Source organism: Planococcus beigongshangi, from assembly GCF_016820495.1.
Lineage (GTDB): Bacteria > Bacillota > Bacilli > Bacillales_A > Planococcaceae > Planococcus > Planococcus beigongshangi.
Window position 1 is genome coordinate 411,195 of sequence record NZ_JADHDU010000002.1, and the last position, 12,943, is coordinate 424,137.

At 46.1% G+C, this 12,943-nt stretch carries 10 protein-coding genes and 1 other annotated feature; of the genes, 2 read left to right on the forward strand and 8 right to left on the reverse strand.

Going from position 1 to position 12,943, the window contains the following annotated elements; translation table 11 throughout:
- Window position 1 precedes the first annotated feature (1 nt).
- The 6 genes from IQ294_RS06185 to IQ294_RS06210 form a co-directional block, all read right to left on the reverse strand.
- Window positions 2–424 (reverse strand): hypothetical protein, encoded by a 423-nt coding sequence (locus IQ294_RS06185; protein WP_203333131.1) that lies wholly within the window; start codon window positions 422–424, stop codon window positions 2–4.
- A 38-nt stretch (window positions 425–462) separates the two neighbouring features.
- Complete coding sequence (locus IQ294_RS06190) at window positions 463–1,896, reverse strand: hypothetical protein (protein ID WP_203333132.1); 1,434 nt, start codon at window positions 1,894–1,896, stop codon at window positions 463–465.
- A gap of 14 nt (window positions 1,897–1,910) precedes the next feature.
- A complete protein-coding gene (locus IQ294_RS06195) occupies window positions 1,911–2,390 on the reverse strand; it encodes a pilus assembly FimT family protein (protein WP_203333133.1) in 480 nt (159 codons plus the stop codon).
- Window position 2,391: 1 nt separating this feature from the next.
- Complete coding sequence (locus IQ294_RS06200) at window positions 2,392–2,985, reverse strand: PulJ/GspJ family protein (RefSeq protein ID WP_203333134.1); 594 nt, start codon at window positions 2,983–2,985, stop codon at window positions 2,392–2,394.
- A 222-nt stretch (window positions 2,986–3,207) separates the two neighbouring features.
- The gene (locus tag IQ294_RS06205) at window positions 3,208–4,911 is read right to left on the reverse strand and encodes a sensor domain-containing diguanylate cyclase (protein WP_203333135.1); all 1,704 of its coding nucleotides are present in this window, start codon (window positions 4,909–4,911) and stop codon (window positions 3,208–3,210) included.
- Window positions 4,912–4,958: 47 nt separating this feature from the next.
- On the reverse strand, window positions 4,959–6,152 hold the full coding sequence (locus IQ294_RS06210; protein ID WP_203333136.1) for a bifunctional folylpolyglutamate synthase/dihydrofolate synthase: 1,194 nt from the start codon (window positions 6,150–6,152) through the stop codon (window positions 4,959–4,961).
- A gap of 70 nt (window positions 6,153–6,222) precedes the next feature.
- On the opposite strand from IQ294_RS06210, the gene IQ294_RS06215 reads away from it, so the two are divergent.
- Complete coding sequence (locus IQ294_RS06215; protein ID WP_203333137.1) at window positions 6,223–7,086, forward strand: ATP-grasp domain-containing protein; 864 nt, start codon at window positions 6,223–6,225, stop codon at window positions 7,084–7,086.
- Window positions 7,083–7,853: an ATP-grasp domain-containing protein gene (locus IQ294_RS06220; protein WP_203333138.1), complete on the forward strand. Its 771-nt coding sequence runs from the start codon at window positions 7,083–7,085 to the stop codon at window positions 7,851–7,853. Before IQ294_RS06215 ends, IQ294_RS06220 begins: the two co-directional genes overlap by 4 nt.
- Window positions 7,854–7,927: 74 nt before the next feature.
- Here IQ294_RS06220 and IQ294_RS06225 read toward each other — a convergent pair whose 3' ends face one another.
- Entirely contained in the window at window positions 7,928–10,561 is a 2,634-nt protein-coding gene (locus IQ294_RS06225; protein ID WP_203333139.1) for a valine--tRNA ligase, read from the reverse strand.
- 100 nt (window positions 10,562–10,661) lie between these two features.
- Window positions 10,662–10,880 (reverse strand) — a binding site (T-box leader).
- A gap of 21 nt (window positions 10,881–10,901) precedes the next feature.
- On the reverse strand, window positions 10,902–11,951 hold the full coding sequence (locus IQ294_RS06230; protein ID WP_238942677.1) for an AbrB family transcriptional regulator: 1,050 nt from the start codon (window positions 11,949–11,951) through the stop codon (window positions 10,902–10,904).
- Window positions 11,952–12,943 lie beyond the last annotated feature (992 nt).

Consider the following 12,943-nt stretch of genomic DNA (forward strand, 5'->3'; position numbering starts at 1 on the left):
GTTAACGCTCCTCTCCATTTGCGCCAATGGTCTGCATGGCGAATGATTTTTCCTCTTCCTCTGGTTCATCGTACAGGGATGTTTCTTGGGCAGCTGGCTGTGTTTCTTCTATAGAAGAAGCATCTGCGACCACCGACTTCTGGCGCTTTTGTTTCCGCTCTTCGGAAATACGGCGCTTTTCAGCTTTTTCATTTTCATCGATTTTGGCATAGGCGATGGCCCCGGCCATGGAGACTGCAACGATAGCCAAAAAAGGAACGTAAAATGCCAGTTCCAAAAATTGAAGCAGCGCGGCAATCAGAGCAGCGGCAATAATCGTTCCGGCAACCACCATCTTTTTAGGAAGCGGAATCGCCTTAAATTGAAAGTAGGCAAGCGGCACGATAATCGCTGCCAACATGACGGTTATTAATAGTTGAATCATAGTAAAACTCCCCTTTTGAATCGTGCATTATTTCTGGTTTAGTAATTAACAATAAAATCAAAATCGGTGTCCAGCATTACCGGAACTGGAACATTGACACTCTCTGTAGTACTCATTACTACTCCACAAGATTCAAGAAATGATTCATATGATGGCGCTCTAAATATATGTTCCCCTTGTAGTGGAAATCTTTTATTGGGATCTTTTGTATAATAAGATAATGAACCGTTGCCTAAAAAAACAACTTTTTCCGCAATTGCTTTCCATTGTTTTTGATTAATCCTATCAATATCGAGACAAAAATTAGAATTTTGACCGATTTCTACTTTCCCTTTTATATACAACTCTGCATCTGATCCCGATGCATTACCTAAAATCAATAAATTTGTATTTTCTATTTCATTAAGATGATTTCCTACATGCATTTCCTTTAAAATAATCGTCTGTCTTCCACCTACCAAGCCTACCATTTCAAAATGGTTCCCTGTTTCTAATTTACCATTTACTGTTAAAATAAAATTACTGAAATATCTCATATGATTATTAACGGCAATACTAGTTGAAGGTGTTATTATATTTAATTTTTTCAAATCGATATCACGACAATGATTATCATTATTCTTTTCCTTACAAAAATTCGTTATAAAGTCTTCAGTGTAAACTGTAAAGTCTTTAGGATTTAATCCTTTGGAAATGATAAAATCGCTGAAATTTCTCATTGATTCATCAAGTTCTGCATAACATGCTCCTGAAGTAGTAGAGGTCGACGTGTTTATAAGACTCATAAGATTTTTACAGGACAGTTGTGGTTTTTGAACTTTAAAAATATCTTCATACTTCACTGCATTATTAACTTGTTCAATAATGATAGGTTCATGTTGAATATCACTTTTTACAATAAAATTTTCTGGTACTCCTACTTTTAAAGTAGTACGTAAATCTTTTATTACATCTTCTTTTATTCCCTGAATCATTAACTCAATTTGAATAATGTTTGGATCAGTAATTCCTTTTACTTTTACATCTTCTAATAAATATGCTATTCCAGAAAAAAGTTCTTTTTTGTGAAGATGATTCTCTCTATATCGAATAGCTTTTATCTCTATCTGCTCTAAGTAATAAGCTTTCAATGCCTCGTTTATATCATCTTCCATCAAATCTCTTTCTATTGCAGTGTTACATCCAATTCTCTTTTCAGATCGAACACAAGACTTAAAATTATCTAACATTTCTTTTGATTTCGAAGCTACAGCTTTATTAACTTCCACCAATTCTTTCTCGAAACTGGTAGTGTGATATAAAACACCCATCTCAGCTGCAGCCACCGCCAGATTCGACGTATCCACTGTCGTTTCCTGCTTTGCATTGCTCATGGACCCTGCCATGAAAACCGCCGACAACCCCAAAAAGAGAACAACCATCAACAATACAACAAGAAGCGCATAACCCTGCTCGTCCTTAAATTGCTTCATCGTCATTTCTCCTTTCAGTTCCGGTCTGTCAATAGTCTTGACAGTGTCGTGTTGATCGTCAAAGTTCTTTTCGGATTTTTCAGGTCCGTAATTTTCAGTATGATTTTCGTATGGCTTTTCTCGGGTTCCAAATCGGCAAAGACCACCGGGCCCACTGCAGATATATCTACAGGTTCATCATTGATCTTCGTCCCTGTAAAATCATATTTTCCTGCGATATTGCGTACCCCGCAAACTCCGGATTTATCGCAATAATCCAGCTTCAATTGATTGTCATCAAAAATGATGCTGTATTTCTCACTTCCGCGGTGGACAGCCATGAGACTGCTGACCATCAGGTTCGCTTCCTGCTGCATAATGGTTTTACTGGTTTCAGCGGTTCCATGCTGCATCCCGATCATTAATGTCGTCCATGCAATCGTCGCAACGATTGCTACCAGCGCCAGACCGGCTACCAGTTCTACCAGAGTCATCCCTTTTTGGTTCATGTTCATATCAATTACCCCCATCAGTTGATGGAGGCTCATTTACAGCCCTGTAAGTCAGATAAGAGTAGGTTTCGCTGCTCAGCGAATAATTGCCGCTCCCCTTAATATCCTCATTAAAAATCTTCACATGAACTTTGTATAATTTATTGCGTTCCGTCTCTTCACAGCTTGCCGCTGATTCGGCCTGATTCAAAAAAGGTTCGCATTCTTTGTATATATCCACTTCATAGAAGTAGTCATCGGTTTTATTGAAACGGACAATCCCTTCATCTGCGGGTGCCAGACTGACGCTATATCCAAGGTCTGAAGCCGTCATGTTTGAAATTATTTTGGCTTCATCCAGATAATCCGGTAGGTTGGTCAATGGATCCACCGGATTGAGAAAAATCATTTTTTCCCATTTAGCTGGTGCGGTAATAGCCGCCATTTCCTGCCTCGCCAGATTCATCGTGTCGAGCTTTGCCTGCGTCTTTTCATTGAAAAGCGTCATTTGTGGGAAAATCGTCATGATGCCAATGAACAGAATCCCAAGAATCACCATTGCTGCCAATACTTCGACCAAAGTTAATCCTTTTTCATTGCCGCTCAAGCGTTTGTTCATTCCCCAGCCTCCTGTAGTTCTTCTTTAAAATTTCTATTTATTGGAATTAAAGTCTTCCTTTTGGTTTAAACCTCAATTACTATCATTATTACATTTAAATTTTAATTCTGCACTAGTTTTTTACAGGTTTTTCTGCAAAAGTTACTAAATATTTATTATTTGCCATATTTAACTAGTAAAAAAGACTGCAAACCGGAGAATCTCTTTTCCGGTTTACAGTCTTTATTTTGTGTAGGCTGCGACTTTATTACGCCCCGCCTGCTTCGCGCCAATATAAAGAGCGCGGTCAGCGTTGCGGATCATTGCCATGCCGTCGTCACTGTCGTCCGGTGCGGAAGACACGCCGATGCTCATGGTGATGTTGATCAAAAGGGTATTGCGTTCCTCTTCGAGATCGTTGTGGATCAGGAATTCATGTTTTTCAATTTGCTTGCGGATGTTTTCAGCCAGCAGCATGGCCAGGTCCTTGCTGTAATTAGGCAGCAGGACTACGAATTCTTCACCGCCGTAACGGGCAACGGTCCCTTCCTCACCGACGATGTCTTTCAGGAGCCCTGCCAGTGCGACCAAAATCTCGTTGCCGCTCTGGTGACCGTATTTATCGTTGATGCCTTTGAAACGGTCGATGTCCATCATGATCAGTGATAGGCTTTCCAGTTCCCCGTTATTGACCTGCGCCATGCATTTTTCGAGCGCTTCATCGAGATAGCGGTAATTATAGAGTTTCGTCAGGCCGCAGCGTTCACTTTTTGCAATCGCTTTTTGGATCAGGCCGGCCTTTTCTAACGATACGGCGAAATACGTACTGAGAATGTCCAGGATCTGCAATTGATGATGGACGAATGCATGCTGGCTCCGCGATCCCAGAACGAGGACTCCCTCGATTTTATTATTCCGGGAAATTGGCATCGCCATCAGGCTTTCGGTATCAGGCCGGACATAGCCGGCTGTGATCGCTTTCCATTGCGACTGGTTATCGAATATATAGGAAGTGTTATTGACAATCGCATTTCCTGCTACGCCTTCATTGTATTTCGAAGGTTCAACGTCGATCGACAGGAATTCCTTGTCTTCATATCTGCGCAGCATCAGGAGTTTGCCGTCCCGATAATCGATTACATACGCATAATCCACCTGGAACAGATCGGCAACCTGTGTGACAAATTGATCCAGCACTTCATCAGCTGAAAGGCGGGCTGCCAGCTGATGGCCGATTTCGCCTGCTTTCTTCAGGTCACTGTTCACTTTTTCGGAGTTATTATACATGCGCATGATGGCGGTCAATGTAAAGAATGGGATTCCCAGCAGCACAAGGGCCGCCATACCGATGTAGGTTTCTGAAATGTAGAGGATGATCGCCAGCGGGAACACCAGATAGGCGATGCAGAAATCCCAGATGGTATCGGCCGAAAAGAAATCCTTGTGCTCCCCGAGGATCCGGACATATATGTATAGGATCATCTGGTTCGCTACTACCGAAACCGTCTGGAAAAGAAGGCCGAATATCAGGATATGCCAAAGGTCCAACGAACCGATCTGCCCGCCTGCAAGTTTGAAAATCAGCCCCGCCAGTACGGATATCGCAAAGAACATCATGGAGTTGAAAGGGATTCGGACACTCAGGCTTTCAAATGTGCGGATCCTCAAAATCACGATGATCATGGTGATTTGCGAAAGGACGACTTCGGCGAATAAACCGAATTTCAGGAAAACCGCTATTGTCAGCCACTGGACAAGGTACGTCGGCACGCCATTGATGTTCATCGGCAGCAGACATGCGAGTATGAAAAATATCAGGTACGCTGCCGCTTCATTGAACGAAATTTCCGGCGGCGGAAAATATTGAAAGATCAAATAGAATCCTGGAGGAACGATAAGCGCCCAAAGGGTCCATAGAATCACTTTTCTTTTCTTAATATTAGCCATTACCACTTCTCCCCTGCCCGGTTCTCTTTATCTGCCGCTGAAAATTTTCATTTACCGGGTTTGTACTGCTCAAACATCGAAAACTGATCTTTTCTCAGGCTTGCCAAAAGATAAAGTGAACCCGTGACTATTGTCACTTCGTTCCTGTTTGTTACAGGTAATATATCATAATGGTTTTGAATTGTCTTTATTTTACTTAAACTTTTATCGAATAAAGTTTCTGCCGGCAATGCCCGCTCATTCTCAAATTCTATAAACGTGAAATGCTGGCTGACGGTCTCTAATTTCCGCAGGATTTTTTCATGGTCTTTATCCCGGAGCAAGCCCATGACGACATGGATTTCGCGGTGTGGATAGGTTTCTTTTATCGTTCTAACTAAAGCATCTATACTTGCTGCATTATGCGCCCCGTCGAAAATGACATCCGGCAGGACCTCTTCAAACCGGTATGGGATGGTCGTTTCTGACAATCCTTTTATTGCCAGATGTTCTTTAAATTGGTTAGCGAGGATATATTCTGAAGCGAGCCAGGCAAGTCTTGCATTCATTTTTTGATGAACGCCTTTCAATTTTAATTCACCGGAATATGGTCCATTAGTTTCAATCATTTTTGACTCTAAAGTTCCCGCTGTGTCACGGATGACCTTTTCTGCTGCAGCCGGCAGTTTTCCGATGGCAACCGGTATGCCTTGTTTGATGATGCCCGCTTTATGCCAGGTGATTTGTTCTATTGTGCCACCCAGGAAATTCGTGTGTTCCAGCGCGATGCTCGGAATAACTGAAATCAGCGGATCGATGACATTTGTGCTGTCGAACCTGCCGCCCATCCCTGCTTCCAAAATGATGAAATCCGGTTTCTTCTTATTAAATAGAAGGAAAGCAGCTGCAGTCAGCAACTCGAAATCCGTCAGCGGCGTCCGTATCGCCCCCAGCCGCTCCATTGCCCAGTCCAAATCCCCTTCAGTTGCCGGTTCCCGGTCGAACTGGATCTGGTCGTGAACATCCACGATGGCCGGAGAGAAGAAATTGCCGACTTTATTGCCATGTGCCATCAGGATGGAGGCGATGAAAGCAGCCGTTGAGCCTTTGCCGTTCGTCCCGGCAATGTGGATGAATTTCTGGCCATGATGAGGATTGCCCAGTTCCGCAAGGGCTTGTCCGATTGCGTCCAGGCCCGGTTTAATCCCTGTATCCGAGGGGATATTCCACTTCTCTTTATAATGATCGAGTCCTGTAATCATTAAAAACCTCTTTTCTGAATCCAAACATGATACAATTTTTTTATAAGTATAGCATGAAGGTGGAATGTATATGGCGTTATGCTGGATTATTTACAACGGGAGCCTGACTTCCGAAAAGTTTATCGACCAGGCGCAATTAGTGGCGGAAGCAGCTGAACGTGCCGGTGTCGAAACCCGCGTCATGAAGAATAATGAGGCTCTCATGGACCTGTCCGCCGATATGGAACTGCCTGATTTTGCAGTGATGCTCGACAAGGATATCCTGCTCGGCTATTTTCTGAAGAGCCGCGGTGTCCCTGTCTACAATGACCCTGCCATCATCGATCTGTGTGACAATAAAGCGAAGCAGTATATTGCTTTGGCTTCTGCCGGCCTGCCGATGCCGGCGACCATCATCGCGCCGAAAGTCTATCCTTCCTTCTCCATCCGTGAATCGGGTTATTTCGAACGTGTCCTTGGACGTCTCGGTCTGCCGATGATCATCAAGGAAGGCCATGGATCGTTCGGCATGAAAGTCTATTTGATCGAAACCGAAGAACAATTTTACGAAAAAGTGGATTCTCTCCGCGGCATCGATTTCGTCTTCCAGGAATTCATCGAATCCAGCCGGGGACGGGATATCCGGGTCAATATCGTCGGAAACGAGATTGTCGCAGCAATGTACCGCGAATCAAAAACGGATTTCCGTGCCAATATCACGAATGGCGGCGAAGCTTTCCCGATCGACCTCACGGAAGAACAGAAAACAATGGCGTTGGCAGCAGCACGTGCAACCGGCGCTATTTTCGCCGGTGTCGACCTCCTGTTTGATGCTGATGAACAGCCGCTGGTCTGTGAAGTCAATGCCGCTGCACATATCCGCAATATCCTGAACGTCACCGGCATCAATGTGGCGGACGCCATGATCGCCTATATAATGGAGGATATCCGATGATCCTGTTATATGAAACGGCCGATGCTGAGCGGAACCGGGCATTTATCGCTGAATTGCAGCGTTTTGCGGAATTCGAGCTTGTTTGCTGGGATGAGTGGAGTGGTGACGGAGTTAAGAATCTGGGTGAAAAGTTAAGCGGCCAGACAGTCATTTTTCGCTGCCGCCGATCAGCTGCCGCACGGTACCTGGAAGACCACGGCGTCCGGCTCGTAAACCGCGCGGAAGTCAACCGCATCGCCAATGATAAGTGGCTGAGCTATCAATTATTTCTGATGCTCGGCGTGCCGGCGATCCCGACGTTTCGCGAACCTTCGGAATTTCCGTGTGTTACGAAAACTGTTGATGGCCACGGCGGCAATGAAGTGGAAATCATTGAAAATGAAGATTCCTGGAAGAAATTCAAAAAGGAAGTGATTTTTCAGCCAGTTGTTCCCCACATAGCCGACGTCCGCGCTTATGTGATCGGCGATGAAGTTGTCGGTGCAGTGAAGCGCAGCTCCGAAAAATCATTTAAGAAAAATTTCTCGCTTGGTGCAGATATTGAACGGTTCACGCTGGACCGGATCCAGGAACAAGAAGTTTTGAAAATCGCCCGTGCCATCAAAGCTGATTATATCGGCGTCGATTTCCTGCTGCTGGGTGATGGACGCCACCTCTTCAATGAAATCGAAGATCCGGTCGGCGCGCGCTCGTTCTACCGGACGCATGAGAAGAATATTGCGGAATTGCTGGTGCGGCATGTGGAGAAGAAATTTGAAGATAAATAATTGCTACAAAACGAAAACCCCGAACCGCTTCTGAATTAGAAGTGATTCGGGGTTATTTTTATTACGAAATCATTTTAAAGATTCTGCAATTCAACTATACGCTTCTCAACCGTCGCGTGCTTCTCGAGGTAATCCGCTTCTTTCGCGCGTTCCTCTGCAACTACCGCTTCCGGCGCTTTCGACACGAAGCGCTCATTCGACAATTTGCCTTGAACAAGTTTCACTTCTTTGGCCCATTTCTCCAGCTCTTTATTCAAGCGTGCCAGTTCTGCATCCACGTCGATCAGTCCTTCCAGCGGCATGAATAATTCCGCGCCGGATACGACAGCCGACATGGATTTTTCAGGAGCCTGGATGTTTTGGCCGATCGTCAGCGTTTCCGGGTTGCAGAATCGCTCGATATACGCCGAGTTCGCTTCCAGCACCGCATGCGTTTCCGCGTCTTTCGCAGAAATCGTCAACGGCACTTTCTTGCTCATCGGCGACTGAACTTCCGCGCGGATCGTCCGCACCGATTTGATTACATCCACCAACAGCTTCATGCTCGACGACTGGCTTTGGTCAGACAATGACTCGTCCACTTTCGGCCACTCGGCAATCGTGATCGATTCGCCTTGCGTCGGCAGGTTCTGCCAGATTTCTTCCGTGATGAACGGCATCAACGGATGCAATAAACGCATCGTATTATCAAGCACATACGCCAACACTGAACGCGTCATGCGCTTCGCGTCTTCGTCTTCGCCGTATAATGGCAGTTTCGCCATTTCGATGTACCAGTCACAGAAATCATCCCAGATGAAGTTGTAAAGGAGACGTCCCACTTCACCGAATTCATAACGTTCAGCAAGTGACGTCACTTGTTCAATCGTTTCGTTAAGGCGCGTCAGGATCCACGAATCAGCTACTGATTTTTTGCCTGAAAGATCGATTTCTTCATATGTCATGCCTTCCATGTTCATCAAGGCAAAACGGGAAGCATTCCAGATTTTATTGGCAAAGTTCCAAACGCTCTCCACTTTCTCCATCGAGAAGCGCAGGTCCTGACCTGGTGATGAAGCTGTTGCCAGGAAATAACGAAGCGAATCAGCGCCGTATTGTTCGATGACATCCATCGGGTCAACGCCGTTGCCGAGTGATTTCGACATCTTGCGCCCTTCCGCGTCGCGGACAAGTCCGTGGATCAGCACGTCGTCAAACGGTTTTTCTTCCGTGAATTCCAGTGCCTGGAAAATCATGCGCGATACCCAGAAGTTGATGATATCATAACCAGTTACAAGCACATCTGTCGGGTAATAACGTTTCAGCTCATCGTTCTCTTCCGGCCAGCCGAGCGTCGAGAACGGCCACAGCGCTGACGAGAACCACGTATCCAGAACGTCTTCATCCTGGGTCCAGTTTTCTGCATCTTCCGGCGCCTCGTGCCCTACATAGATTTCGCCGGTTTCATTGTGATACCAGGCAGGAATCTGATGGCCCCACCATAATTGACGGGAAATACACCAGTCACGGATGTTCTCCATCCAATGAAGATACGTTTTCTCGAAACGTTCCGGCACGAAATTGACGCCGTCTTCACCTTTCTGCAGATCCACTGATTTTTGCGCGAGCGGCTTCATGTCTACGAACCATTGTGTCGACAGGTAAGGCTCAACCACTGCACCGCTGCGTTCCGAATGGCCGACGGAATGCAGATGCTCTTCAATCTTGAATAAAACATCCATTTCCTGCAAATCTTTGACGATCTGCTTGCGGCATTCGAAGCGGTCCATGCCTTCGTATTTTCCGGCGTTTTCATTCATCGTGCCGTCTTCATGCATGACCAATACGCGTTCCAGGTTGTGGCGATTGCCGATTTCAAAATCGTTCGGATCATGTGCCGGTGTGATTTTCACAGCCCCGCTTCCGAATTCCATATCCACGTAATCGTCGGCAACAATCTGCATTTCACGTCCGATGATTGGAAGCGTCACAGTTTTGCCGATCAGGTGCTTGTAGCGCTCATCTTTCGGGTGCACCGCAACCGCTGTATCGCCCAGCATCGTCTCCGGACGTGTCGTCGCGATTTCGATGTGGCCGCTGCCGTCTGTCAGCGGATAACGCATATGGTAGAACGCACCCTGTACGTCTTTATAGATAACTTCGATATCTGAAATGGCTGTCTTCGTCGCCGGATCCCAGTTGATGATGTACTTGCCGCGGTAGATCAGTTTCTTCTCGTAAAGTTTGACGAATACCTCGCGAACCGCTTTTGACAAGCCATCGTCCAATGTAAAGCGTTCGCGTGAATAATCCAGTCCAAGACCGAGCTTCGACCATTGCTGGCGGATGTGCCCTGCGTATTCCTCTTTCCATTTCCACGATTCCTCGAGGAAAGCTTCCCGGCCGAGGTCATAGCGCGACTTGCCTTCTTCTCTCAGCTTGCCTTCAACTTTCGCCTGTGTCGCGATGCCGGCGTGGTCCATCCCCGGCAGCCACAGCGCGTCAAAGCCCTGCATGCGTTTCATGCGCGTCATGATATCCTGCAAAGTCGTGTCCCAGGCATGGCCCAGATGCAGCTTGCCTGTTACGTTCGGCGGCGGAATCACGATGGTGTACGGTGTTTTGCCGCTTTCCGGCTTCGCTTCAAAATACTTGTTCTGGATCCACCATTCGTAACGGCCTTTTTCAATCGATTGCGGATCATACTTGGTCGACATGGTTTCTGTCATAATGATTCCTCCTTGTTCAGTCGCTGTGGGTTTATTCCTTAGCGCTAGGTTTTGATCTTGAGCTTAAAAAAGGGTACAAAAAAACTCCTGTCGTCTCTACTTAAAGGACGAAGGAGTTTTCGCGGTACCACCTTTATACACAGGCGGAAAAAAGCCTGGCTCTCAAGTTCGATAACGGATTCGCATCCGGATTCCGCTACTCATGTTCACGGAAACTGCTCGGAGGTGACATTCAAATGCTGGTCCATGGAAACCTTTCACCGTTCGGCTTCCTCTCTGCAATGCACGCACATTCTACTATCCTCTTCAACGCATCAATATCTGATTACACCTATTGTACTCAACTTGCTCTTTTAGCGTCAAGTTTTTTTAGGAAATAAGCAACGGCAGGCGCCGCCAGCAATAAAATAAAGAACAGGCGGAACAGATGGAAGCTCGTGATGAGCGCCACATCCGCCCCCGCTGCAAGCGCCGTGATACCCATTTCAGCCATGCCGCCGGGAGCTGCACTCAGGAAGAAATCGAGGAACAGATATTCCGGGAGAAGCGCGGACAGGATATAAGCAATCAAAACGGTGAACGCAATCAGCAGTACATTGTTTACGACGATGGCGAATGCCAGACGCATATTCATATTTTCCCGTAGCTTCTCCATTTGCAGGCCGAGATGTGCGCCGACGAGGAGCTGTGCAAGGATGGTGAGCAGCGGCGGCATCTCAATCAGAACGTCGCCGGTGAATGACTGGACGATCGCCATGACCAGCACCGGCGCCAATAATTCTTTTGCCGGAAATGAAAAACGCTTCATCAGCAGATAAGCCAGAACGCCCAAGAGGACCGCTGCGAGAAATGCCATCGGGGAAAAATAGTAGACCGCAGGCACAGCGATTTCTGACGCTTCCCTACCTGCGAGAAAAGTCGTGAGCAGCGGCACAATCGTTACGACAAGGAAAATCCGGAACGTCTGCATCACCGAAACGACCGTGACGTTCGCGTTATTCACTTCTTCCGAGATGAGAACCATTTGAGACAATCCGCCAGGCATCGAGCCCAGCAGACTCGTCTGGAGCGATTCGTTTGCCATCTTGCTGAATAAGAGGCCGAATAATAATGCGGCAATAATCACGGATACCGTCATAAAGAGCATATATGGCAAATCCACCCATATCAGCAGCACCGACTCACGCGTAAACGAGGCACCGATCATGACACCCAGCAGGATGAGGCCGATGGTGCGGAAAATCCGCGGCCAGTAAAATTCCATTTTCGTAAACTGCCTCAGCAATAAAAGTGCCAGCATCGGCCCAAGCAGCCACGGTAGGAACATGCCGATTTGCTGAAATAGAAAGCCGGCCGCGATTGCGACCAGCGCAGTGCGTAATAATTTCAAAATGGTCCCAACTTTCTTCTCATATGAATCTATGTAATCTATCGTATCAGAAAATGTGCGCTGGGTCGGCTTTGAAAGATGCACTTTAACAAATTAGCATATCCATCCCAAAGCTGTGTATAAATCGAAACTCTCAATAATGTGCTTCCTTTCAACTGCAAAGCCAGCGGAAATGGACGTCCTTCGTCCATTTCCAAAGTTTTTAAACGTGCAGCCGGGCTGTTTCGGCTGCATATCCATCATTGTCTTCCCAAGAGCAACCTCATCTCCCCTTCACCCGCAGTTAAAAACCCCGATTGCATGCTTTTCGCAGGCGAAAAGCGAAAGTGCGGACTTAAAAGTGGCTTTGGGATATTTTATGAGTGGTTTTTGGAGTTCTATGATCATTCAGATGATTCTATGATCATTCAGATGATTCTATGATCACTCAGATGATTCTATGAGCACTCAAACGATTCTATGAGCACTCAGCGGATTCTATGATCACTCAGATGATTCTATGATCATTCAGATGATTCTATGAGCACTCAAACGATTCTATGAGCACTCAGATGATTCTATGATCACTCAGGCGATTCTATGATCATTCAGATGATTCTATGAGCACTCAAACGATTCTATGAGCACTCAGATGATTCTATGATCACTCAGGCGATTCTATGATAATTCAGCGGATTCTATGATCACTCAAACGATTCTATGAGCACTCGCTACTTTTCCCCCGTCATTCATAAAAAAAGAGCAGCCGGACCCACCGGCTGCTCCCTCCTCTCCGCACTTTCGGACGAAGTCCTGTAATCGGCTCTTTTCTTACATTGAAAACCCCGATTGCATGCTTTTCGCAGGCGAAAAGCGACAAGACCGAGATTTAACTCCTATACTACCAGTATTCTGATTCTACTCATTATTTAAAAGTACAAAAAAATAATACTCCTATCAAAATGAAAAATAACCAAACATATGGAGCAAAACAGCGCAGACTCCCAAGGGAT